Below are 26605 nucleotides of genomic sequence, written 5' to 3' on the forward strand. Positions count from 1 at the left end.
TGCGAAAGATGAGTGATAATTGCTTTATAAAAGTGGTTATCTGTGGACTTTTTTAATGCGGAGCGGGCTGTTCAGAGGAAAAGTGTTACTGATGATTAGAACAGTGTTAAGAGTGATGAGGAAAAGATAATATGTCAGGTTTTACAAAGGAAATTATTGCAAAGACTTTTACAGAATTGCTGGATGAAAAGCCCATGTCTAAGATTACGGTGAAGGATATCGTGGAACGATGTGGTGTAAACAGAAATACTTTTTATTATCATTTTAAGGATATTCCGGATGTAGTGGAGTTTATTTTGAAAAAGAAGTGGGATGAGATTCTGGAACATCCACAGGACAGAGCCTCTATTCTGGAATGTATGGAAGAAATGGCAGATCTGGTGAGAAATAACAGAAAGGTTATGCTTAATGTTTACAGATCAGTGAAAAAAGATACGTTCCTTTTTTATATGAATGAGATTTCCAACTATATTATTATGGAATATTTTCGGAAAAATGCAGATCAGTTTGATCTTGATGAGGGAGAAATCCGGATTCTGATTCAATATTATAAGTGTCTGTTTACGGGATTTCTGATGGAGTGGCTGGATAATAATCTGAAATCTGATTTTGGGGAAGAAATGCGTCAGGCTTCCCGGCTTTTTGAAAAGCACCCTGAGCTACATGCGGTATTGAACAGATCAGAATAGAGTGAAAATACCTGTTGTTCCTGATATTTATTATAGCAATTCTCTTAAATGTATTATCTGAGAGAAGCGTTATAGGTAATTCCTTTAATTTTCATATTATACAAAATTAAGCTTATGTCTGTTTTTTGGACATGGGCTTTTTTTTGTCTATTTATTGTTAAAAAAATCACAGCTATAATAGCAGCCATAAAGAGATGAAAACAAGAGCTTGACAGTCACAGGTTCGGGTATATTTCAGAAGGGAGGAGCAATAGGATGGATGCACTGAAGCAGTTAAAATTAGCCAAGAATGGTTATATTATTATGTCTGTATTATTTATGGTTCTGGGTGCCTGTCTGATTATCTGGCCGGATTGTTCGATGGCAGTTTTCTGTACAGCAGTAGGGATTATGCTTATTGTATACGGATTGATAAAGATTCTGGGATATTTTTCCAGAGATATCTATTGTCTGGCGTTTCAGTTTGATCTTGCCTTTGGAGTGCTGATGGCAGCAGTAGGAATTATTATTATAGTACGCAGGAACGTAGTGGTGAATCTGATCTTTGGAATCTTTGGACTTCTGATCCTTGCGGATGCATTATTTAAAATTCAGATGTCGATAGATGCAAAGAAATTCGGGCTGAATCTCTGGTGGAGGATTCTCCTGGTAGCGATTCTGACCGGTGTTCTGGGATTTTTACTTTTGATAAGGCCGTTTGAGGCAGCAGAGATCATGATGATCCTGGTTGGTGTTTCGGTTCTGTTTGAGGGAATTCTGAATCTTTGTGTGGCGATTTACACTGTAAAAATTATTAAAAACCAGAAACAGGATATCATAGATATGGATGAATATTGATAAAATAATAAAAATATACCTGATACACAGGTGTTTATATATATCACATTACAACAAGGAGGAGCAATCACATGAAATTAATGGACAAAGCAAAACAGGCTGCACTTGCAGCAGCAGTTAAAACAGGTCTGGGATATCTGGAAAAGGACCCGGAAGTAAATATACCGAAACTGATGGAACTTGTAGATAAATTTGTACCGGATGGCTGGTATGAGTCACAGAGAAATGCAATCCGTAATGCAATTCATGATAAGGACAGCAACTGGTATAAACTGATTCTGAGGATTTATGAGCTGGATCCGGGAGTACGTGAAGCATTCTTTACAAACTTTATCATCAATGCCAGCTTAAAGGGAAGTGCACTTCAGGAAGAAACAGCAGAAGAGAACAACTGCAATGTTCCATGGGCAATCCTTCTTGATCCTACAAGTGCCTGTAATCTGCACTGCACAGGATGCTGGGCAGCAGAGTATGGTCACAAACTGAATCTTGATTTTGATACCATCTGTTCTATTGTAGAGCAGGGCAGAAAAATGGGAACTTATATGTACATATATACAGGTGGTGAACCGCTGGTCCGCAAGAAGGACCTGATGCGTATCTGTGAGAAATATCCGGACTGCGAATTCCTTTCCTTTACAAATGGTACACTGATCGACGAAGAGTTCTGCCAGGAAATGCTTCGTGTTAAGAACTTTGTTCCGGCGATCAGCCTGGAAGGTTCTGAGGAAGCAAACGACGGACGCCGTGGAGAAGGTGTATATCAGAAAGTTATGCATGCAATGGAACTTCTGAAAGCTCATAAACTTCCGTTTGGTGTATCTACCTGTTATACTTCTGCAAATGTGGACAGTGTAAGCAGCGAGGAATTTTTTGATCACATTATTGACTGTGGTGCATTATTTGTATGGTTTTTCCATTATATGCCGACAGGTAATGACGCTGTAGTAGAATTAATGCCGAATCCACAGCAGCGTGAGAAGATGTATCACAAGATCAGAGAGTATCGTTCTACAAAAGCTATTTTTGGAATGGATTTCCAGAATGATGCGCAGTATGTAGGAGGATGTATTGCAGGAGGAAGACGTTACCTTCATATTAATGCGAATGGTGATGTAGACCCATGTGTATTTATCCATTATTCTAATGCAAATATTTATGAAAATACTCTGCTGGAAGCATTGAAGAGTCCGATCTTCATGGCATATCATGACGGTCAGCCGTTTAATGAAAATATGCTTCGTCCATGCCCGATGCTTGAGAATCCGCAGAAGCTTCGTAAGATGGTTGAAGAATCCGGTGCGAAGTCTACAGATTTGCAATCACCGGAGTCTGTGGAGCATCTCTGTGCGAAGTGTGATGCTTATGCAGAGCATTGGGCACCGAAAGCAGAGGAATTATTTCCTGTAAAAAATAAGTAACTTAATAATAAGAAAAAATATTAACTCAAAATTTAGCCAAAGTTATCAGAGAAAGTTCCCTGTCCGGTCATCCCCTGTCCGGATGGGGAACTTTCTCGTCTTTGAATAAGGGGAGGCGCGAAACAGCATCTCTCTGTGGGTTCAGTTCCGGGGGCTAAGTAACTCTAAGGTGGAGAAAATCCGCTAAAAGCATGAAGAAAAACGCAAAACTCGCTCCGTTGCAAACTTCGCTCAGACAGGTTGCTGCTTTTCTTCATAACGCGGATTTTCTCCGCCTAAGAGTTACTAAGCCCCCTCCAGATTCACCCACAGAGAGATGCTGTTTCGCGCTGTTGATTGATTGTGGAAGGAAGTGTGAGAAGCATTTTATTGTTAAAAATAACTTGCCTGAGTGTGCGACATGTATTAAGGTTATGGTGTTAACCTGTATAATGGATATGTAGAAGTTCTCGTAAATAATGTATTTAAGAGGATTGCTGTAGATTTTTTAGTATGAGAGAGTGAGTAGGGATGTTAAAAACTTTTTTAGTAGAGGATGAAGTTGTGATCAGGGAGATGATTAAGAAGATGATTCCCTGGGAGCAGTATGGATTTGAACTGGCAGGAGAAGCATCTGATGGGGAGATGGCACTGCCGTTGATATTAAAGAGCAAACCGGATCTTCTGATCACTGATATTAAGATGCCGTTTATGGATGGTCTGACATTATGTAAATTGGTGAAGAAGGAGTTGCCGGACATTAAGATTGTGATTCTTAGTGGCTATGATGACTTTAACTATGCGAAGCAGGCGATCAGTATTGGTGTGGAGGATTATCTGCTGAAGCCAATTACTAAGAATGCATTTATTGAGCGTCTGGAGGAGATTCATAATCGTTATGAACATGAGAAGACGCAGAAGGAATATTATGAGAAATTCAAACTGGAAATGCAGGAGTATGAGAGGAATGCGAGCCGTGATTTCTTTGAATCTCTGGTGAGAGCGGACTTTGATCTGGAAGAGATTTATCGGAGAGCAGATCGTTTGAATCTTGATATTGTGGCAGAGGCTTATAATATTCTGATTTTTACACCGGATGCTTCAGACAGCAGTTATAATTCGTCGGAAGGATATTCAGACTGGGAGGCAGAAGTACATAAGAAGATTGAGAATTATTTCCTCAGTCATCCGGTTGCGATGCTTTTCAGACATCAGGTGTTTAGTTATGCGATTCTGGTCAAGGGGCAGCGAGACACGATAAAGAAGAATACATGCGAATGTGTGGAAACAATTCAGAAGATCATGGAAGAAACCAGAGCAAATGTGGACTGGTTTGTGGCAGTCGGCGAGGAGGCAGACCGTCTGAGCAAAATTAAGCAGAGTTATCACACGGCGGCAAGAACTTATGCATTCCGTTATCTGTATGACGGGCATATCCTTTATTACAATATGCTTGAGCAGGTAAAGGAGAATTCAGCAGACACTTCAAAAACAGAAGCTGTTCAGCTTAAGAATGTGAATATCAATGCCCTGAATCCGGAAATCCTTCAGAAATTTTTAAGCAGTGGTCTGGAAGATGAAGTAGACAGTTTTGTCCATGATTATTTCCATGCTATTGGCAGGGAACCGATGGAATCACTGGTGTTCCGTAATTATGTGGTTTTGAATGTGCGTTTTTCTGTACTGTCATTTCTTAAGAAAATTGGATATGATGATACGGAATTGTCCAGAGAAGAGACAGATGATGTTGTGAAGAAGACAAGCCAGTCTACAGAAGCTTCTGTTGCATATGCAGAGGAAGTCCTGAAACGGGCCATTGCAATCCGTGATGAAAATGCAGGCAGTCAGAACAGAAGTGTGTTGAAGCAGGCAATAGATTTTATAGATGGACATTATATGGATGAAGAGATTTCTCTGAATAGAGTGGCGCATGCGGCGAATGTGAGTGCCAATCATTTCAGCGCGCTTTTCAGTCAGAATATGGGACAGACATTTATTGAGTATCTGACTTCGCTTCGCATGGACAAGGCAAAGGAGCTGCTTCGCTGTACCTCCAAACGTTCCAGTGAGATTGCAGGGGAAGTGGGATATAAGGATGCGCATTACTTCAGCTATCTTTTTAAGAAAACTCAGGGAATGACTCCGAGTGAGTATCGTAAGACGAGAGGAGAAGTCTGATTCATGAAGCAGAAACAGGAGAAGCTGGAAACAAAGATGAAGTGGATGCTTCTGAGCACTATGATCCCTATGACAATTCTGATCATAGTGCTTCTTGTTTTTTTCTGGCATTATACAAATGAATATAATCAGTTGTCTAATAATCTGGCGGTGAGTTCGGAATATAATGCAAACTATAGAAATTCCAATAATGATATGAGCTTTAAAGATGAAGTGGATATGGATATCTATTATGTGACTATCGGGCGAAAAGGTAAGGACGGGCTGCCGACAGAGCAGGTAGACAAGGCAATCAGTACTGTGGAGAGTCTGAAGAAAACCACATCAAAGAAGGAAAGCCTGCGTTCTCTGAAATATCTGACTAACTATCTGGAGAATCTTAAGAAACGGATGAATCAGCTTCTTGAGATAAAGAATTATCAGGAACGACAGGAATTTGTGGCAAATAATACAGAAATCCTGACCACGCTCTTTGAGAAAGAAATGCAGAATTATATTTATCAGGAGGCGACGGAACTGGTGCAGATAGAGTCTCAACTGGCTGGAAATGTACGTCTGACGATCATCACTATGTGTGCGGCGATTTTGGTTGCTACGGCTATTCTGCTGCGGCGTTCTTTCCGTCTGACATACAGCATTACCAAACCGATTTCTGAAATTCTCCATAATATTAAGAAGGTTGGAAAAGGAGAGTACAAAACTATTAATGCAGTATCTGCCGACAGTGTTGAAATCCAGGAGCTTGATGCCGGTACCAGAAAGATGGCAGGAAGGATTGAAGGGCTTCTTGAGAATGTGCGTAAGGAGCAGGAGGTACAGCATATGACGGAGCTGCAGCTGATCCAGGCACAGGTAAATCCGCATTTTCTGTATAATACACTGGACACTATTGTGTGGCTGGTGGAGGGTGGTATGCAGCAGGATGCAGTGGATATGATCACAAGTCTGTCTGTTTTTTTCCGCACTTCGCTTTCGAAGGGGAAGGATATCATTCCGCTGTCGGAAGAGAAACGCCACACATTGAGTTATCTGGAGATTCAGCAGTCAAGATACAGGGATATTATGGAATTTGAGATTAATATTCCGCCGGAACTGGATGAAGTGATGGTGCCGAAGCTTACTCTGCAGCCGTTAGCGGAGAATGCTCTTTATCATGGAATTAAGAATAAGCGTGGAAAAGGTAAGATTCTTATTGAAGGATTCAATCTGGGAGATGATATGATGCTGAGAGTGACTGACAATGGTCAGGGAATGACACCGGAACGTCTTTATGAAGTACAGAAAGCCATCCGCACCGGTGAACGTGCCGGGTTCGGACTTGCTGCGGTGTCAGAGAGAATTGCACTCTATTATGGTCCGGGTTATGGACTGAAGATTTCTTCTACAGAGGGAGAAGGTACGGTTATGGAAGTGTATATGGCGAAAAAAATTAACCTGGATAACAATTCAAGAACAGTTTTATGGCCTGCTGATAGAGACTTACGAAGGTCTGCCAAATAATGGAATGTATGAATTATGTCGACTAATGCTGAATTGTGCAAAGTGAATATAAAAAAAGTTGATAATTTATTTCTATATTTATAATGCACAATAAAAAATCCAACTTCCGCAATAAAAAAACAAACTTTGTATAAATTATGAACAAAATATGATAGAAGAATAAACTTTTTGCGGAAAATATTCTATGGAATTTTCCTGGATTTTTACTATAATAAAGACATCTTAAATGAATCGGGAGGATTTACAAAATGAAGAAAAAAATCGTGTCAGCTTTATTAACAGCAACAATGGTATGCGGTATGAGCGTTGTTCCGGCAGTGGGTGTAGCAGCAGCGGACGACACAATCACAGTTGGTTTCTCACAGGTAGGTGCTGAATCTGACTGGCGTACAGCTAATACAGAATCCATGAAATCCACATTCAGCGAAGAGAACGGATATGAATTAATCTTCGATGATGCACAGCAGAAACAGGAAAACCAGTTAACAGCAATCCGTAACTTCATCCAGCAGGAAGTTGATTACATCGTACTTGCTCCTGTAACAGAGACAGGTTGGGATACAGTTCTCCAGGAAGCAAAAGACGCAGGAATCCCTGTAATTATCGTAGACCGTATGGTTGATGTATCTGATGACAGCCTTTACACTGCATGGGTTGGATCAAACTTCAAACTTGAAGGCCAGAAAGCTATGGCATGGCTGGATGCATATCTGGAAGCAAAGGGACGTGGAGATGAAGAAATCAATCTTGTTGATATTCAGGGAACTATCGGTGCATCTGCTCAGATCGGACGTACACAGGGATTTGACGATGCAGTAGAGGCTCATGACAACTGGACAACACTTGCACAGCAGTCAGGTGAATTTACACAGGCCAAAGGTCAGGAAGTTATGGAATCTATCCTGAAACAGAGCGGTGATGACATTGATGTTGTTTACTGTGAGAATGATAACGAGGCATTTGGTGCAATTGATGCGATCGAAGCAGCAGGCTACGAAGTTGGTGGAGAAGAAGGCCAGATCCTTGTAATGTCCTTCGATACAACAAACGCTGGTCTTACAGATACATTAAGCGGAAAGATCACACTGGATACAGAGTGTAACCCATTACACGGACCACGTGTACAGGAAATCATCGAGAAACTTGAAGCTGGCGAAGAGGTTGACAAACAGGCTTATGTAGATGAAGAAATGTTTGCAGCTGATGATACAGTTACATCTATCAAAGTTGACGACGCTGACTATGAAGTAACAACTATTACACAGGACATCATTGATGGACGTGCATACTAATTATTAGTGTAAATCCGGAGCGTGGTTCATAATTCGGAGAAACCCGGGTTGCGGACCACGCTACCTTTATGCCATGAATTAACCCGCTTTGCTGAAAAAAATTCAGCGATGAGGGGTAAAAACCAGTATAGAAAGCAGGTGGAAAGATTATGGAACAAAATGTAGTATTGGAGATGCGCGATATTTCCAAAAATTTCACTGGCGTTCGTGCCCTTTCCCATGTGGACTTTACCCTTCGTAAAGGTGAAATCCACGCACTGATGGGTGAGAACGGTGCAGGTAAATCAACTCTGATCAAGGTGCTGACCGGTGTTCACGAATTTGAAAGCGGTTCTATTCATATGGCCGGAAACAGCAATGCAATTGTAAATCATTCTCCGCAGGAGGCACAGGCAAACGGTATCAGTACAGTGTACCAGGAAGTAAACCTTTGCCCGAACCTGACCGTAGCCGAGAATTTATTTATCGGTAGAGAGCCGAGAAAGATGGGAATGATTGATTGGAAGCAGATGAATGAGCGTTCAGGAAAGCTTCTTGAGAGCCTGGACATTCATGTGCCGCCAACACAGATGCTGGAAGAATGTTCCATCGCTATTCAGCAGATGATCGCAATTGCACGTGCAGTTGATATGAAATGCCGTGTGCTGATCCTGGATGAGCCAACCTCATCACTGGATGACGATGAAGTTGAGAAGCTGTTTGTACTTATGAGAAGACTTCGTGACGAAGGAGTAGGTATTATCTTTGTCACCCATTTCCTTGAACAGGTATATGCAGTCTGCGACAGAATTACAGTTCTTCGTAACGGCGAACTGGTAGGAGAATATGAGACAAAGGATCTTCCGAGAGTTATGCTGGTTGCCAAGATGATGGGTAAAGATTTTGATGATCTTGCTGATATTAAAGGCGAGCACAAAGATAAGAAAAAAGCAAAACCTGAACCTGTTATCGAAGCAAAAGGAATCTCCCACAAGGGAACAATTAAGCCATTTGACCTTACCATTAATAAAGGAGAGGTTATCGGTCTTACCGGACTTCTCGGTTCCGGACGTTCTGAACTTGTACGTGCCATTTACGGTGCAGACAAGGCTGAGACTGGAACCCTTAAGGTAAAAGGCAAAGAAGCAAAGATCAACAGTCCTCTGGATGCTATGAAGCTTGGTATGGCGTACCTTCCGGAAGACAGAAAAGCAGAAGGTATCATTGCAGATCTTTCTGTAAGAGAAAATATTATTATAGCGCTCCAGGCTAAACGCGGTATGTTCCATCCATTAAGCAAGAAAGAAATGGAGGATGCTGCTGATAAGTATATTAAATTACTGCAGATTAAGACAGCAAGTCGTGAAACCCCGATTAAGAGTCTGTCCGGTGGTAACCAGCAGAAGGTTATCCTTGGAAGATGGCTTCTGACTAATCCGGATTATCTGATTCTGGATGAGCCGACCAGAGGTATTGATATCGGTACTAAGACAGAGATTCAGAAACTGGTTCTTGATCTTGCGGATCAGGGAATGGCAGTTACATTTATCTCCTCAGAGGTTGAGGAAATGCTCCGCACCTGCTCCCGTATGGCAGTTCTTCGTGACGGTCAGAAGGTAGGCGAGCTGGAAGAGAATGAACTTTCCCAGAGCGGAGTTATGAAAGCTATTGCCGGAGGTGACGATAAATAATGAATAAGAGTAAATTAAAGAAAATAACAAGTGCGCGTCTGTTTCTTCCCATCGTGTGTCTCATCGCCGTACTTTTGCTCAATGTGATCAAGACACCGGACTTCTTTAATGTATCGATCCGAAACGGCGTACTTTACGGTTATATCATTGATGTTATCAATCGTGCTTCAGAGTTGGTTATCCTTGCAATCGGTATGACACTGGTAACAGCGGCATCTGGTGGACAGGATATCAGTGTGGGTGCGGTTATGGCTGTAGCAGCTGCTGTTTGCTGTCAGATCCTTTCCGGTGGACAGGTTTCTGTAAATGAGTATCAGAACTCGATTATCATTGCAGTGATTGCAGCGCTTCTTGCATCTGCATTATGTGGTGCATTCAATGGATTTCTGGTTGCCAGGCTGAATATTCAGCCGATGGTTGCAACTCTGATCCTTTACACAGCCGGACGTGGTATCGCACAGCTTGTAACAAATGGACAGATTACTTATATTCGTGTGGATTCTTTTAAGATGGCAGGTGGTTACATTGGAAAGTGTCCGATCCCAACTCCTATTTTCTTTGCGATCATCACAGTTTTAATTGTTTATCTGATCCTGAAGAAAACAGCACTTGGCCTTTACATTGAAAGCGTTGGTATTAATGGAAAAGCAGCCCGCCTTGTTGGATTAAATTCCACAATGATCAAATTCCTTACTTATGTTATTTGTGGTGTGCTGGCTGGTATTGCCGGAATCGTAGCATCCAGCCGTATCTATTCCGCAGATGCAAACAACATCGGTCTTAACCTGGAAATGGATGCCATCCTTGCAGTAGCACTTGGCGGAAACTTCCTTGGCGGTGGTAAATTCAGTCTGATCGGTTCCGTAATCGGTGCTTATACGATTCAGGCTCTGACCACAACACTTTATGCAATGAACGTAAAGGCTGACCAGCTTCCTGTTTATAAGGCAATCGTGGTAGTCATTATCGTTACTCTGCAGAGTGATGTATTTAAAAAATATATTGCCGGCTTAAAAGCTAAAAAGAGTGTGGCAGCAGAAGGAGGTCAGAAGTAATGAAAGCAAATGGAATGCAGAAAAAGAAAATGACAGGAAACGGCTTCCTGCTTCTGATAACAATCGCTTTATTTGCAGTTATGTATATTGCAGGTATGATTATTTTTGCTGATAAAGGTTTTGCAAAACCGCAGATGTTTTTGAATCTGTTTGTATCTAATGCAGGACTTCTGGTTATCGCATGTGGACTTACCATTGTAATGATCACCGGAGGTATTGATATTTCCGTTGGTTCTGTAACAGCTCTTGTTTGCATGGTTCTTGCAGATCTGATGGAGAATAAGGGTGTAAATACATATGTGGCAGTTTTAGTTGCACTGCTTATTGGTGTTGCTTTTGGTGTTGTCCAGGGCTTTCTGGTAGCTTACCTTGATATTCAGCCGTTTATCGTTACTCTGGCTGGTATGTTCTTTGGACGTGGTATGACAGCTATCATCAGTACTGATATGATTTCTATTAAGAATGAGTTATTCCTGAAGTGGGCAAACTTCCGTTTTTATATGCCTTTTGGTTCTACGAATAAGAAGGGAAAATTCATTCCGGCTTATATTCCTCCTACAGTAGTGATTGCGGTAATCGTTGTTATTATCATTGCAGTTCTTTTGAAATACCGTAAATTCGGACGTAAGCTGTATGCGATTGGCGGCAACCGTCAGAGTGCATTAATGATGGGCCTGAATGTTAAGAGAACAATGTTCCAGGCCTATGTGCTGGATGGGTTCCTTGCAGGTCTTGGAGGATTTCTGTTCTGCTTAAACAGCTGTGCTGGTTTCGTTGAGCAGGCGAAAGGTCTTGAGATGGATGCGATTTCTTCAGCAGTTATCGGTGGTACGCTTCTTTCTGGTGGTGTTGGTACACCGATTGGTACTTTGTTTGGTGTTCTGATCAAGGGTACCATTTCCAGTTTGATTACTACTCAGGGTACGTTATCAAGCTGGTGGGTAAGGATTATTCTTTCACTGTTGCTGTGTTTCTTTATTGTGATTCAGTCAGTGATTGCTTCTATGAAGAAGAAAAACAAATAGGCTGCATGCGAATGGCAGGTAAATATTGAGAAAAAGAGACAGGTCGAAATTCAGTTTTGAGTTTCGACCTGTTTTTTTGCTTTTTCAGGAGGGACGCGCAAAGCAGCCTCTCTCTACGGGTTCAGATTCCGGGGCTAAGGAACTCTAAGGTTTGTAAAATCCGCTAAAATCATGAAAAAAACGCAAAACTCGCTCCGTTGCAAACTTCGCTCAGACAAGTTGCTGTTTTTTTTCATAACGCGAATTTCCCAAACCTAAGACTTCCTAAGCCTCTCCAAATTCACCCGTAGAGAGAGGCTGCTTTGCGCTGGGTAATGGCAGAGAGAAAGATATGATGCTACTGAGAGGATAAATTTTGGCTCTATTTATTTTATGAAATAATATATTACGAGAAGAATTTTGTTGATTAGTCATAGTTTTGAATGATTTAATTGTGCAAAATGTACAGTTTTAAAAAATATATAAAAGAAAAATATACAAATTGCTTGACATAAAAGAAAATGTATGGTTATATAGGAGTATACAAGTATTAAACATAATACAAGATGACAAGAGAAGGAGGAATTTACATGAACGAACAGGATCGTGTAACAGGAAGCTTATATGGGATGGCAACTGGAGATGCGTTAGGGGTACCATCTTCATTTATGACACAGGACTATATTGCTGAAAAATGGGGCTGGATTGATACCTTTTATCCACCGGAAAAAGGTCATATTTTTCATGATGGGCTGAAAGCAGGAGAATATACAGATGATACAGAGCAGGCAATGGCACTGATGAAATCGTTTATTCGAAACAAGAAAGTAGATTCTCATGATGTAGTGAATGAAATACTTGCATGGGCAGAAAGAGTAAAGGATAAATATGCAAGTCCTTTAGGTCCGAGTACAGAAAGAGCATTGAAAGCAATTAAGGATGGGGCAGATATCAATGTAAGTGGAAGATATGGAAATACCAATGGTTCTGCAATGAGAATCAGCCCGGTAGGAATCATCCATGGACTGAGAGGATCAACTTGTGAAGAAATGGTAAAAGATGTTTATCTTACATGTTTGCCTACACATAATACAACTGTTTGTGTTTCATCAGCAGCGGCAATTGCATGGGGAGTTGCTCTTTGTGTAAGAGGTGAACAGGATATTGATTTTATCGTAAAGGAAACAATGAGAGCTGCTGAAATTGGAAAGCAATATGGATATCCAATTGTGTCACCTTCTATTTCCAGAAGGGTTGAGTTTGTATACGATATTGTGAAAAAATCAAGTGATGATAAAGAAACGATGAAAGAACTCTATAATTATTTTGGTGGCGGTGATCTTGCAGCAGAATCTATACCGGTTGCTATTGGATTATTTGCCCTAGGCAAAGGAAATGTGAAGCTTGTAAATGAGTATTGTGTAAATTTCGGCGGAGACTGTGATACAAATGCAGCAATGGCTGGTGCAATGGCCGGGGCATATTCTGGCATTGAGGCAGTGCCGGTGGAATGGAGAGAAACAATTAAAAAAGTAAATGGTGTTGATTTTGAAGAATTTGCAAAACAGATTATTAATTTGATTCCTGAATGGGAATGTTAAGTATTTGCATTTGAATGTTAGAAAAATGTGAAAAAATATGGGTGCTTTGTTAAGTAATGTTAAGCAAAGATATACAATATGCATAAAAATGTTACATGGAATAAATTAGATAAAAAGACGAAAACATGTATTGATGAGAATACATCTATAGTTTAATATTGACAATGATGATAGTCAGTGTTAAGATGCACTTGTAAACATGTATTTGATATAATACATCATTAAAACAAGGCGCCCATAAAATGATGTATTGAGAAAGGAGAAACCGGATGGATGTTCCGAATCAAATGCAGGTACGTAAAAAGAAAAAGCTGCGAAAAAAAATAGAACCTTTTTTGTATTTGCTTCCTGCACTTTTGTTTTTTGTAGGTTTTACCTATTATCCATTTGCAAAAACTATTTTTAATAGTTTTTTCTTGGTTAATTCGATGGGAGAAATCAGGGAGTTTGTAGGATTGGAGAATTATATTAGTGTATTGACCAACTCAGCTTTTTTGCAGACAATAAAAAATACATTGATATATGTGGTGATTTCATCACCGGTAGCGATTTTTATAGCATTGCTGTTGGCAATGATTGCAAACAAAAAAACAAAAATGTCACCTTTATATGAAACTTTGTATGCAATCACAATGGCTGTTTCAATGTCTGTAGCTGCAATGATTTTTCAGTTAATGTATAATCCGACAATCGGTGTATTGAACTATGTTCTGGGAACACATTTTAACTGGCTGAATGATAAAAAAATTGCAATGATTGCCATCAGTTTAATTGCGGTATGGATGAACATTGGTTACAATTTCTTATTTTTGCTTTCTGCAATCAGAGGTTTATCACCGGAATTACTGGAAAGTGCAGATATTGACGGAGCAAATATGGTGCAGAGAACATGGAAGATTATCCTGCCTATCATTTCGCCAACTGTATTTTATCTGATTTGTAACTCTCTGGCTAAGAACATGATGATGTCCGGACTGGTGCTGATTTTAACACAGGGTGGTCCACAGGGATCAACAGAGACTATGATCTCATTTATGTATAAGCAGTCGGTTAATAATTTAAATTATAATGATGCTTATGCAGCAGCAGTAATTGCTTTTATTTTAACTGGAATTGCGATGGCAGTCAGCTTTTCATTTGAAAAGAAAGGAGTGCATTATACCTAATGAAATCATATAACCCAGTTGCAAATAAGAGAAAGAAAGTTGTGAAAAATGTTCTCTTTCAGATATTTGCAGTAATCGTTGGTATCGTTATAATCTCGCCAATTATATATGCGTTTTTTATTTCGATTATGCCATCGAATCAAATATTAAGTAATCCGCCTAAACTTATTCCGAGAAGTGTTACTTTGGATCATTATAAATCTGCAATTTCAGCAACAACACTTGGAAGATATATGTTGAACTCATTAGTTTTGGCAGGTGTATCATCAATTGTCAGAATTATCACGGCAAGTATGGCGGCATATGCGTTTGCTTTTTATGAATTTAAAGGTAAAAATTTTATTTTTGCAATTGTAATGGGAACAGTAATGATCCCGGGAGATGTAGTTCTGGTTACAAACTATCAGACAGTATCCAGACTTGGGCTGGTAAATACATACCTTGGTATGATGGTTGTATTTCTGGTATCTGCAATGAACATCTTTATTATGAGACAGAATTTCCTGACATTTTCCAAGGAAATTAAAGAAGCTTCAGAAGTAGATGGATGCGGAAACTTCCGATTCTTTGCAACAATATTATTACCATTGAATAAACCGGTAATTACAACAGTATTTATTTCTGCGTTTATGGGTACATGGAATACTTACCTGTGGCCAATGATGGTTACAAACCAGAATGAATTAAGAACGATTCAGGTAGGTGTAACTATGCTTAACTTCCCGGAAGGAACTGTATATGGACCAATTATGGCTGCATCAATTCTGGCATTACTTCCAATCGCAGTGATATTTGTAATATTCAGAAGACAGATCGTTGGTGGTCTGATGGGTGGAGCTGTTAAAGGTTGATAAAAAATAAAAAAAGGAGAAATAATTTTATGAAGATGAGAAAAGTAATGAGCGTAGCGTTAGTAGCAGCAATGTGTGCAACAATGTGTCCGATTACTGCAAGCGCAAAAGATGACAATGTAACAATTGAATACTGGCATACAATGGCTGGTGTGAACGGCGAAGCAATGGAAACAATTGTAAATGATTTCAATGAGACTGTTGGAAAAGAAAAGGGAATTACAGTAAAGAGTGTGTATCAGGGAGATGATGTAAGTGAAAAATTGAAAACTCTGGCACAGGCAAATGATACCAAAAACTTCCCGAATGTAGCTCAGATTGTATGTAGTGGTATTCCTTCTGCGATTAATTATGAGCAGTTAGTAAAGGTTGAAGATTTATATAAAGAAGGACAGGATATTACTGTAGCTCAGGAAGACTTAGATGAACATGCTGTAAGAGCTGTCTCATATGACGGTGAAATGATTGCAATGCCGTTTAATGCCTCCAGTATTTTACTGTATTATAACAAGACAATGTTTGAAGAAGCTGGATTAGATCCGGAAAATCCTCCTGCAACTATCGCTGAAATGGCAGATGCATGTTCAAAACTGGTAGAAAAGGATGGTGACAATGTTACGAGATATGGTTTAAATGTTGCTGTCAGAAGATATCAGTTTGTTAACTGGATTGGCGGTCAGGGCGATTATAATTTCGTAGGAGATAATGAAGGTGGACGTGCAGGAATGATGACGAAACTTACCTGTGATGAAGATGGTACACTGGATAAATTCCTTACGGAATGGGAAAAAGTAATCAAATCAGGTGGATATAAACCAACCGAAGATAATATTAATGAAGAGTTTGCAATGCAGTTGTTTGGAATGGCAGTTATGTCTTCTGCACGTATTGGAACAATTAACAGTCTGGTAGGAGATAACTTTGAATGGGGTACTGCACCACTTCCAAAGGTTGATGCAAATGATAAAGGTGGCACTGCTATTGGTGGTTCCTGCGAAGCTATTTTCAACAAAGGTGATGAAGACCAGGTTGATGCATCCTGGATCTTTACACAGTATCTTGCTTCACCGGAAGTTCAGGCAAAATTTGACAGTGCAACAGGATATCTTCCAGTAAATGCCAAGACATACGATGAAGAAGCTATGGCAACATATCTGGAAGAAAATCTTAACTATAAAGTAGCTGTAGACCAGATGAATGCGTCTAATCCAAATGTTCAGGAACCATTCGATATTATTAACTGGGAAATGGATGAAGTAATCAGAAATAATATGGAAGAATTCGGAAACGGAAATCAGGATAAAGATACAACATATAATAATATTGTTGATCAGTGTGACGAAAAACTGGCAGCGTATGTAAGAGCTAATGGCTAGAATAATTTGAGAGGTGATTGAGTGGTTAAGTTAGTCATCAGTGACATGGATGGAACTTTGATAGACAGAGATGAAGTCTTGCCGAAAAAAGCAGTTGAAATGGCTCATGCGCTGCGTGAAAAAGGTATTCTTTTTACAATTGCAACCGGACGTGTAGAATGTATGGCAGAAAAATATGTTCAGGAGTTGGATATACAGATTCCATATATCGCATGTAATGGTGTGACAATTGTTCAGGGAGATACTGTCCTTAAGCGGAATAAAATTCCGCTTAAGGGGTTACAGGGAATTATCCGCAAAGCAGATGAAATGGGGATGTCTCTGGTGTACAGCATTGATGGAAAAGAAACTGTTTATAAAGTTACTCCGTGGATTTTGAAACAGAGAGAAACGTTTAACCGTTATTTTGATACACATGAATTTACAGAAGAGGAATGGGAGAGCTTATACATAGATAAACTGATGGTGATGGATGATGTAAGAACAGGAGCCATTGCCATTTTGGAAGATATGTGCAAAACTCTCTCCGATGAGTATGGATTTACCAGATATACGAATAAATCTGTGGAAATTGTTAATAAAGACTCTACAAAAGCATCAGCACTTCGAATACTGGCACAGCATTTGGAAATAGACTTAAAAGATATTATGGCTATTGGGGATCATCAAAATGATATTGAAATGTTGACAGAAGCAGGAATTGGAGTTGCAGTTGGAAACGCTACGGATGAAGCTAAAAATTCAGCAGATTTTGTTGCGGAAGGCAGATGTATTGATGGAGTTGCGGAAGCAGTAGAGAAATACTGTGATATTGTAATCTAAAAGAAATGAGGAAATGAGATGAGATTGTCAACGTCAACTTGTATGTATTTTAACAGACCAGATGGTACAAAGGCGAGAATTGAAGATTGTATTAAAATGTGCAGCGAAGCGGGATATAGAGTAATGGATATGAATTTCCTTGACTGTACAAATTTTGATACACCATTTCGAACAGAGAGATGGGAAGAATGGGTGCATGAACTGGCAGAGTTGGCAAATGAAAAACATGTAGAGTTTTCTCAGGGACATTCTTATTTTTATAATTTTTGTGATGATAACATTAAAGACAGGGAAACAGAGGATGAATTTATCAGAAGAAGTATCATAGGTGCGTCTGTACTTGGAATTCCATGGCTGGTTATTCATGCCGGAACAGACTTTGATTCAGCAACGCCAGTAAAAAGCTCTAAAGAAAAAACAATAGAATACCTTAAACCAAGATTAGAACTTGCTGCCCGATATCATGTTGGCATTGCTATTGAAAATCTGTGGGAACTGAACATTTCTCCAAAACGGCGTTATACTACAACAGCAGAAGAACTGATCGACCTTGTGGATACATTGTCAAAAGACTTTGACAATGTGGGTATATGCTGGGATGTAGAACATTCAGAAATTATGCAAATGGATATAAGCAAACAATTACAATTGGTTGGAAAACGTCTGAAGGCAACACATATTTCTGATTATATAAGCCGGTATGAAGATCATCTATTACCATTTAGTGGAGATACAGACTGGAGAAAAGTAGTACGGTCTTTGAAAGCCATTGAATACACAGGCGACTTTACATATGAAGTTCATCGTTATACGATGAGACTGCCTCAGGAATTAGTGTTATCTGCACTGAAACATAGTGTTGCAGTGGGAAATTATTTATTGAGATTGGAATAAGCAGTAAGATAAGGCAAGATGGCAAACTTGAAAAAGTTTCTGTTATCTTGCCTTTGCTATATAGGATTGAGAAAAGGAGACTGGAATGGGGAAAGACTTATGGAATGCAGTATATAGTCAGAGGGAATTAATATTTCGGATGCTTGCATCATGTATATTGGGTGGAGCTATAGGATTTGAAAGAAAACACAGACATAAAGGTGCCGGAATGAGAACGCATGCCCTAGTTTGCCTGGGGTCGGCCTTAATGATGATTGTATCAAAATATGGTTTTACGGATTTTCCGGATATAGATGGTTCGAGAATTGCGGCACAGGTAGTAAGTGGAATTGGATTTCTGGGAGCTGGAGTTATTTTTGTAAGAAATAATGCAGTGAATGGATTAACTACTGCGGCTGGATTATGGGTTACTTCAGGAATTGGATTATCAATAGGAGCTGGACAGTGGGTATTGTCTACAATAGCAACTGTGATCGTAATCTGCGTTCAGTTTGTCTTGCATAATATTCGGGTTTTAGCAAATGAACCGTATAGGGCCAATGTAAGAGTTGAATATATGGATGATGAGCAGGTACTTAAAGAAGTAGAAGAAGTCTTGAAGAAGGATAAGATATCAATTGCAGCTATGAAAATGAGAAAAAAGAATTCTGGAAAAATTGATATGGATATAGAAGCGGTTTTTCCAGCAGGATATGAAAAAGTGGAAGTACTTAATAAGATATCTGAATTAAAAGGAGTATCTATTATTGATATATAGAAAACCATTATAGAATAAATTTTAACAAAAAAATGTCAGAGCTGTTTTTAATATCGGCTCTGGCATTTTTTGTTTATCAAATATTAATCAGCTTTAACCTAAATAGTTATCAAGTGATTATGTTGAATGCATATGAAATGTATCATTGCTTTTGGTAAATGATAAAGCAAAACGAACACGATCACCCAACCATAGTGTATTAGAGGATTCTAAAGGCAGACCATTGTCCAGATAAGAAATTCCTTTGATGTTAATTAAAGGAGTATCATATGCAGAATTTAATAACTGACTATCGGATAAACTTGCACGTACTGTTTCAAGGATATCATCTACACGTACTATATTTAAGTGATATCGTTCTTTCATTGTTTGAGAAAGGGAATTATTGATTAATCCATCTTTTTCTAAATCAGGTACCAGTTTGCAGGGAAGCCAGGAACGACCAATTGCGATTGGTCTGTTGTCACACTGGAACAGACGTTTAAAATAAATAGCAGATTCACCTTCTTTTAATTTTAAGGTTTCACAAACAGATTTGTAAGGATTATCAATCTTTTTCAGTTCAAGCATTTCAGCAGAAATAGGATGTTCACTGTCCGTCTCATAATTTCCACTGACTAAAGAGTAGCGTAACTGATGAATAAATTGTTTGGGGTTGTCATTGACAACAGAACGTTTTCCACGGGAACGTTTAATAAGGTCATCTTTTTCCAATTCAGCGAGTGCCTGACGTAAAGTAACACGGCTGACACTATATTGTTCGATTAATTCAGATTCGGAATCGAGTTGACCATTACTTCCCCATTCGCCATTATTAATGCGGTTTCTTAAATCAGCAGCAACCTGATAATAAACAGGTACCGGAGATTCGCGATTGATATTATAGCTTTTCATAAAGAACTCCATTTCCAATTGAATTTTACGTCTTTGAGTATTAATGTTAATACAAGCTAATACAAGTATAATGCACATATAAAGGAAAGTCAAGCCGTTTTGTAGAACACGGATAGGAAATAGTAGATTTGGTTTGTAAAGTAAAAAAATAGAATTAGGGGGAATTTTATCGAACTATTTATGATAATACTTATTGACAAATGTAGGACTAAATTGTATATATAAATTATAAGAAAATAATGATTTTAAAGAAAATATATTTATAAAAGATAAAAAGAAAGATAATAAAGAAAAGGAGGGATGAAGATGGGGGAATGAAAGATATAGATAGGAGGCCGATGTAAGAAAGGAGGAATATGCGTATGAGCAATAAAAAGGAAAATGGTAAAACAGATGTTAATGTTGATATGAGAAATGGAAAACTTAAATTTGAAGTGTCAATATTTTCGTTAACTACTGCGGCTGGAGCTGCATTTAATATTTTGTTGAAGTATGATTCTTCAGCAATGCCTTATGTGTATGAAACATGGAACAGAGAGGTAAATACTGGATTATTAGGGAGTGGGTGGAGTTTAAATATAGAGGATAATATTTTTGCTGTTGTTGATGGAGCAGATTTACGCTATTTTTTAGCATTTAAGGGGATGTTATTTACATTAATGCAGGATGAAGTAACAACAGATAAGATAACATATAAAACATCACCTATCTCTAATTATATTGTAGAATATGTTACCCAAGGCTACTTTATGCTTTACGATGAATATGGAATAAAATATATTTTTGGAAGAGATGATTCGTTTTCAGTGAATGAAAAAGGAGCATATAATTCATTTACTGGTATGTATGAAAAAAGTTCTGACGAATATTTAAATGTTCGTAAAAAAATCTCACATCCTACAGGGGATAATGATCCGGTATCTCCTGATGTAGATAATACTATTAGTTCAACCAGGGAAAATTCTGTATCATGGGGGGAATGGAATGGTCCATCGGTGAATACTCTTAACCAGTTTTCTAAGACAACATGTTGGAGATTATCTCATATTATGGATGCATTTGGAGGGATGATAGTATTTAGCTATATTCAACATATTTCAAATGTGGCAAAAGGAGAAGAATCAAAGCAGTACTGTATTTGTAGTTACCTATACAGGATAACTGTATACTTAAATCAAATTGAAACAGAAAAAATATTATTTGAATACGAAGAAAAAAAATCTGAAGAATATTGTATTGATTATACATTGTTGGAACGACCAAATGGAATACAATATAAATTCCAAAAGTTATTTCTTTCTCAAATAGTACATTGCAAAAATATGATAGAAGATAAAATCTATTCTTTCAATACAGATTTTATTCAACTTGCGGATAATATTGAATTTTTATCAAAAAGACAGTTGTATAAGATTGAAATAAAAAGAAAATTTGAAGAAAAAGTAATGTTTGAACCAGGATATTCTTTTGAATATTACAATAAAAATGATGGTGTGCAACTTGGAAATGATGGATTTTCAGAAAAAAATAAAGTTTATCAGGCTTCTAATGGTGCGGTATATGGACTGATAAAAAAGATACAGTATCCGACCGGAAGATGTGAAAAATATTCATATAGTGAGAATCGAATGAGTTCAGTTCCACTTGATTTAGAGGAAAATATATATAATCTGAAGAAACAAAAACAAGTAATTAGTCCATATGGAACACATGTTATTTTAAGATTATTTAATGATAATCGTTATACAATTAATGTATATAAATATTCTGTACAGGGATGGTTTGCTAATGAATTATTTTCAGGAGAAACCACGGAAGCTATGTTTGATGCATACGATACGGATATATATGTGGATTTTACAGATAATGATCTGGTAATAACGTCATTGGATTATTTAACAGTAAAAGTATATAGATTATCCAATTCTGTTATTAACAAATGGAAAGAAATTAATTATACAACTTTGTATGAAGGAACAGTTACAGATGTAAATATTGGAAATAATAAGTTACTGATTTCTACAGTGATAAATGGAGATTTTTATTTATATCCATATATATTCGATGGTGCACAATATCATTTGGTTGGTAATGCGATTAATGTAAAAGAAAAATGTGGTATAACTGCAATGGTAGCAGCGACTTGTATGCAGGATAACTGGGGAATTTTTACTCTATACAAAGACAGCTATTCGATAGCTCCTGTAGGATTTGCGGGACGGGCACTTACTTATTATAAAAATATTTTGCGGTGTTTTTTTATTAGAAATGATGGAACAACCAGTCAGGTGCAGGATATAGGATATGTTCCTAATGTTGTTGTTATGACAAATTTTACATCGTCAGTCCCTCCAATAGTTGCAAGTCCGATTGAATTATCAGCACATATAACAATAGGGGGAAACATTTCTAAAATTGGAAAAGTAGAAAAATTGGGTAATGTAATATATCTCCCGTTAAAGGCAAAAAATTTAATTGGATTTTATGCGAGAAATAATCCGACTCAATCGTCATACATGAGAGAACTGGCAGAAATGGACTGGGGAGTTGAAATTCTTTTAAATAAACAGGAAGAAAAATTTAAACTATTGGGAGAATCTTATTTAAGACAAATTCAATATGAAGATGATAAATTTTATACGGAAGATGTAAATAGTATGTACTTATCAACCAGTGCAGCAGCATCAGGAAATGGAATTACATATACCTATGTTTTTAATATGCCAGAAAGAAATATTAAAAATTTTGAAACGCAAGGGACTGTTGAATATATTTATGATGGAGTTAATATAAAAAATAATAAAAATTTTATTGAAAAGAATCATAAATGTATTTTTAGAGATAACTTTTTTGAAACATTTTATACGAAGATATCCGAAGGAACAGCAGGAATTTATCAAAAAACTTACAAGTATTATGATCAGGAAAAAATGGAGTTTAAAAAAATTGAAACGGGAAGTATTGACTCAACTCAAATAATAACTGATCAGCAAGAAGAAAAATGGCTGAAATATTTAGGCTATACGGGGTTGGCATTTTCGATTATGTTATTGCCATTAGGATTTACGTCCATTTTTGGAACGATATTATCAGTGTTATCAATTGCGTTGATGGCGGGCTCTACTATTGTGCAGCAGTTGTTAGAGAACAGTATTAAAATTACAATAGACCCTAATACGGCATTTTACGGAAATCGTTTTATGGTTGATGGAAAAACTGTATGGTTTAGAGAAAATGGTCAAAATCAATTGAGTGCGCTTGGAAAAGGTTTGAATTTTGAAAGCGGTGAAATCCAAGGTGATGTTTTAACAGATATATATTCATATGGCAATATTTATAATTATATTCCTTTTTTTACAAGTGAAAATAAAATTTATTATAGTACAATTAAAAATGGAAAATTAAAAAAACCTGCCTTATTAAGTGGATGGGCAGAGGGCATTACAGGAATGATGCTAAATGATTCCAGAGGAACAGAAATAACATTATTTAAAGGAAACAAAAAATATACATTTAAAAATTGCCTTTTTGAAAAAAGTGAAGAGTTAGAAATTGCAAATGAAAAAGTGTTTGTGGATGCAGCAGTGAATCTTCCAGAGGATAATTTAATATTTTATTTTTCGGGGAAATATTACTATATTCAAAATACAGCATATTCGTGGGAAATAAATAAACAAGAAATAAAAAATGGAATAAAGGGAAGCCAATTTGAACATGTAGATGCTGCATTATTTGCAAAATGGAAAGAAACAAAAGGAATTTATTTATTCAGTGATCAGTTTTTTGAATATGCAGTATTTTCCAATAATAAATTAACAGTGGTGGAAAGGGGCAATTTATCTGAATGGGAATATCCAAATAGTTTTGAAAAAATTGATGCAGCATGCCATCTAAATGGAAGTATGTATATGCTTACCAGAGAGAGTAAATATATGATTGCAAATGCTCAGGATGGAATCATTTTACAGACAGGATATTTAGGAGAATATTTTAAGTGGAATATAAACGTAGAAAACACAGATATGTGGTTTAATTATGATACGTTACTACTCAATGTTAAAGGAACAGATAGTACACAGTTCATTTTAAAGAAATTTTGCGATGATTCTCTTCAGAAGGTACTTAATGATTATGTGATACAAAAGGTTGAAACAATTTTGGAAACAGATGAAAATGTCGTAGATCAGACTTTATATGAGTATGATACTTATATGGCTACGTACATAAGAGATGCAAAATCTGTTATTTATAATGAAGTTAATGCCTATATCGAAGAGGAGGTGTAATGTATGAGAAGAATAATAGAATCTATAAAACTATATAAAGGTAGAGAAGATTTAAAACAGGTAAAAGTAGGAGAAAACTTGGAAGATGCAGATTTGTACGGGCTTTCACTGTTAGGAAAAGTGTCTAATATGGCGAAAACAAAAGACGATAGCTTAATATACTCATTTCCTTATTTTACAAAGCCGGAAGCTAGGCAGTATAAAGATTGTTATTCTTGTGGGGGATATTATTTTTTTAGAGAAGAAAAGGAACTCCATGAATTAGCTGAGTTATCAGATTATTTCAAAGTAGCAGCAGGAATAATTAATTTTGGAGGATATTTGGTTCATCCTCAATATGGAATACGAGGATTAGTTGGATTTGGTGAAAGTTTGTATATGACAAATGCATCGAACAAATATACATATATTGGAAAAAGAACAGAATTTTTATCTGATAAATATACAAGTATATTTTATACAGGCGAATCTTATATCGCAATTGATGATGAGTCAAAGTATCATGTGGCAATAGTGACCTACGATTCAGAGATGAAACCTAATTTTAATATTGATTCAGGAGAAATACCTCTTAGTGATGCAGCTCAATTAATTAATCCGGTTTGTGGAAGTACCATGGTATCATTAGGAAAATATGCAAATTATTATGTTAATAAAAGTGGAAGCTATGCTTATATTAATAATATGAATAATGTTCCTCAATACTCTTTTGGAAAATTTAAGGTAGACTTTGATAAAATTAAAAAAAATTTCATGCAGGATTATGTATATAGTATTGATAATAATGATATATCATTACCATATAAAGTGACTAAGAATCAAGATGGAATTTAAAGTTACTGTGAAAGTATTTATAATGAAAAGAGACAGATAAAAGAAACAAATGAAAGTATTAATGGATGGAACGATAATCTGACATCAATTGTAAAAAACATGACAAAAAGAACCTCGTATGTGTATGCTTGGGAAAAATCAGAAGCCACATATTCAAATATTGCTAAAACGGCAATAGCATTGTTGGACAATGTGGCAGAAAAAATTCTGGATTTTACAGGTAAACAAGTTCAATATAATGAGGTAAGTAGCTCATATACAACAAGAAAAGATATAGATAATACAGACAGGCTGATTTATTTAAGTTCTAGTTGTCAGGATGGTATAACTGAAACTAGTCATGTTAAAGTTAACGAAGTTTTGTCATATGATCAGATGGGACATACTAGATTAACTGGTGGAGTTGTCTATGGTGGAGTAACAGGAGCTGGATTTCGATTATATAGTCAGGCACAGTATTCATCAAAAGAACCAGATATGTTATTAGCAACATTTGATGGGGTTTGCTATAGTGATGAAAATGAAAAGTGTATGTCTGCTTATACAGGATTTGAACCATATGAAAATGTGGAGTATATTTCTGGAAAAATAGTGACAGATGGTTATATTTTAGAAAATGCAGTTTTAGCGGGAAATTCATTGTGGGGAAGCAGAACTGCATATTTTCCTCAGGGAGGTGTTATAAAGCTAAGTGACAATGTGTATGTTAATTCTCTTCTTAATCTGAAATATGTAGTTTGTTGTGTAACTAGAAAAGATGGATATGGAAATGATTGGAAGATTGAAACTACCTATATAAATGCTGGAAACTTGCCGCAGACGAGAATTATTAAAAATATTCCGGCTGGAACATATGTTGAGATGATTTTATTTAAGGCTTCTGATTGTGAAAGTAAAATATATTTATATAATTCAGATACATATGATTTGAAAGGATATATAGATAATAATTTTGTGCCTACAATTCAGATGTTAGATTTGATAACAAAAAAAGTAGAATTTTCCTTTCAATATTTGTTGGAAGAAAATGAAGGTAATAAAATTATTACGGATAAATTAATTGTAAATCCGATGTGTATTTTAGGATATGCAATGTTAGGTGGATATTCAAAATTATATTTAGAAAATTTAAAAAAGGAAAAGCATAATACGATTCTGGATATTCGCTGTAGGGAAAATGCTCAAATAGTTTTACCAGGAAATATATACACACTAAATAGCACATCAGTGCTGGTAATGGGACGCAGGAAGGAATACAGTTGAATTTGGAGGTCTTGAAGATTTTGTATTTGAATGGACTACAGATGGAATAACTATTTACAAAAATAAAGCCATATATACCGTAATAGAAGCAGAATTTAGAATTGATAGCAGTGCAAATTGGATTATAGGATCAAAGGGTGAAATTTTATTTATTATTTTAAATGGAAAATTAATATATTCTACTGTCGTTAGTAATAATCCATTTTTTTCGGTTTTGGTGTTGGATCAGAAGCTAA

Annotated in this window: 20 protein-coding genes; 19 read left to right on the forward strand and 1 reads right to left on the reverse strand. The window is 37.1% G+C overall.

Annotation, left to right across the window (positions count from 1 at the left end; genetic code table 11):
- Nucleotides 1-131 precede the first annotated feature (131 nt).
- The 16 genes from AC075L_RS02255 to AC075L_RS02330 all read left to right on the forward strand — a co-directional run bounded on the left by AC075L_RS02255 (nt 132) and on the right by AC075L_RS02330 (nt 19092).
- Entirely contained in the window at nt 132-689 is a 558-nt protein-coding gene (locus AC075L_RS02255) for a TetR/AcrR family transcriptional regulator C-terminal domain-containing protein (protein WP_476387081.1), read from the forward strand.
- A gap of 255 nt (nt 690-944) precedes the next feature.
- Nucleotides 945-1526, forward strand: coding sequence for an HdeD family acid-resistance protein (locus AC075L_RS02260; RefSeq protein ID WP_118572241.1), 582 nt, complete (start codon nt 945-947; stop codon nt 1524-1526).
- A 71-nt stretch (nt 1527-1597) separates the two neighbouring features.
- Entirely contained in the window at nt 1598-2947 is a 1350-nt protein-coding gene (locus AC075L_RS02265; protein ID WP_476387082.1) for a radical SAM/SPASM domain-containing protein, read from the forward strand.
- Nucleotides 2948-3457: 510 nt separating this feature from the next.
- On the forward strand, nt 3458-5104 hold the full coding sequence (locus tag AC075L_RS02270; RefSeq protein ID WP_476387083.1) for a response regulator: 1647 nt from the start codon (nt 3458-3460) through the stop codon (nt 5102-5104).
- Nucleotides 5105-5107: 3 nt separating this feature from the next.
- Nucleotides 5108-6604, forward strand: a complete 1497-nt coding sequence (locus tag AC075L_RS02275; RefSeq protein ID WP_227194830.1) for a sensor histidine kinase — start codon at nt 5108-5110, stop codon at nt 6602-6604.
- A gap of 248 nt (nt 6605-6852) precedes the next feature.
- Nucleotides 6853-7896, forward strand: coding sequence for an ABC transporter substrate-binding protein (locus AC075L_RS02280; RefSeq protein WP_118331572.1), 1044 nt, complete (start codon nt 6853-6855; stop codon nt 7894-7896).
- 149 nt (nt 7897-8045) lie between these two features.
- Nucleotides 8046-9566 (forward strand): sugar ABC transporter ATP-binding protein, encoded by a 1521-nt coding sequence (locus tag AC075L_RS02285; protein ID WP_118566877.1) that lies wholly within the window; start codon nt 8046-8048, stop codon nt 9564-9566.
- Nucleotides 9566-10621 carry an ABC transporter permease gene (locus tag AC075L_RS02290; protein ID WP_118409129.1) on the forward strand — a complete coding sequence of 352 codons (1056 nt, stop codon included), beginning with the start codon at nt 9566-9568 and terminating at the stop codon, nt 10619-10621. Before AC075L_RS02285 ends, AC075L_RS02290 begins: the two co-directional genes overlap by 1 nt.
- The gene (locus tag AC075L_RS02295) at nt 10621-11646 is read left to right on the forward strand and encodes an ABC transporter permease subunit (protein ID WP_118633568.1); all 1026 of its coding nucleotides are present in this window, start codon (nt 10621-10623) and stop codon (nt 11644-11646) included. The genes AC075L_RS02290 and AC075L_RS02295 overlap by 1 nt, the downstream gene beginning before the upstream one ends.
- 569 nt (nt 11647-12215) lie before the next feature.
- Nucleotides 12216-13226 carry an ADP-ribosylglycohydrolase family protein gene (locus AC075L_RS02300; protein WP_173702912.1) on the forward strand — a complete coding sequence of 337 codons (1011 nt, stop codon included), beginning with the start codon at nt 12216-12218 and terminating at the stop codon, nt 13224-13226.
- A gap of 269 nt (nt 13227-13495) precedes the next feature.
- Nucleotides 13496-14392 carry a carbohydrate ABC transporter permease gene (locus AC075L_RS02305; RefSeq protein WP_227194831.1) on the forward strand — a complete coding sequence of 299 codons (897 nt, stop codon included), beginning with the start codon at nt 13496-13498 and terminating at the stop codon, nt 14390-14392.
- Nucleotides 14392-15243: a carbohydrate ABC transporter permease gene (locus AC075L_RS02310; protein ID WP_118633570.1), complete on the forward strand. Its 852-nt coding sequence runs from the start codon at nt 14392-14394 to the stop codon at nt 15241-15243. Before AC075L_RS02305 ends, AC075L_RS02310 begins: the two co-directional genes overlap by 1 nt.
- A gap of 29 nt (nt 15244-15272) precedes the next feature.
- Entirely contained in the window at nt 15273-16619 is a 1347-nt protein-coding gene (locus AC075L_RS02315; RefSeq protein WP_118633571.1) for an ABC transporter substrate-binding protein, read from the forward strand.
- A 21-nt stretch (nt 16620-16640) separates the two neighbouring features.
- The gene (locus tag AC075L_RS02320; RefSeq protein WP_118633572.1) at nt 16641-17441 is read left to right on the forward strand and encodes an HAD family hydrolase; all 801 of its coding nucleotides are present in this window, start codon (nt 16641-16643) and stop codon (nt 17439-17441) included.
- A gap of 18 nt (nt 17442-17459) precedes the next feature.
- Nucleotides 17460-18335 carry a sugar phosphate isomerase/epimerase family protein gene (locus AC075L_RS02325; protein WP_118633573.1) on the forward strand — a complete coding sequence of 292 codons (876 nt, stop codon included), beginning with the start codon at nt 17460-17462 and terminating at the stop codon, nt 18333-18335.
- A gap of 85 nt (nt 18336-18420) precedes the next feature.
- Entirely contained in the window at nt 18421-19092 is a 672-nt protein-coding gene (locus AC075L_RS02330) for an MgtC/SapB family protein (protein ID WP_118633574.1), read from the forward strand.
- A 117-nt stretch (nt 19093-19209) separates the two neighbouring features.
- Here the strand turns inward: AC075L_RS02330 and AC075L_RS02335 are convergent, their stop codons facing one another.
- Nucleotides 19210-19986 (reverse strand): GntR family transcriptional regulator, encoded by a 777-nt coding sequence (locus AC075L_RS02335; protein WP_173702911.1) that lies wholly within the window; start codon nt 19984-19986, stop codon nt 19210-19212.
- A gap of 362 nt (nt 19987-20348) precedes the next feature.
- On the opposite strand from AC075L_RS02335, the gene AC075L_RS02340 reads away from it, so the two are divergent.
- From AC075L_RS02340 to AC075L_RS02350, 3 genes are all read left to right on the forward strand, one after another.
- Nucleotides 20349-24272, forward strand: coding sequence for a hypothetical protein (locus tag AC075L_RS02340; RefSeq protein WP_118633576.1), 3924 nt, complete (start codon nt 20349-20351; stop codon nt 24270-24272).
- A gap of 3 nt (nt 24273-24275) precedes the next feature.
- Nucleotides 24276-25106 carry a hypothetical protein gene (locus tag AC075L_RS02345; RefSeq protein ID WP_476387084.1) on the forward strand — a complete coding sequence of 277 codons (831 nt, stop codon included), beginning with the start codon at nt 24276-24278 and terminating at the stop codon, nt 25104-25106.
- 120 nt (nt 25107-25226) lie between these two features.
- Entirely contained in the window at nt 25227-26369 is a 1143-nt protein-coding gene (locus AC075L_RS02350) for a hypothetical protein (RefSeq protein WP_476387085.1), read from the forward strand.
- Nucleotides 26370-26605 lie beyond the last annotated feature (236 nt).

Source organism: Blautia sp. ZXY-1-B12, assembly GCF_056339915.1.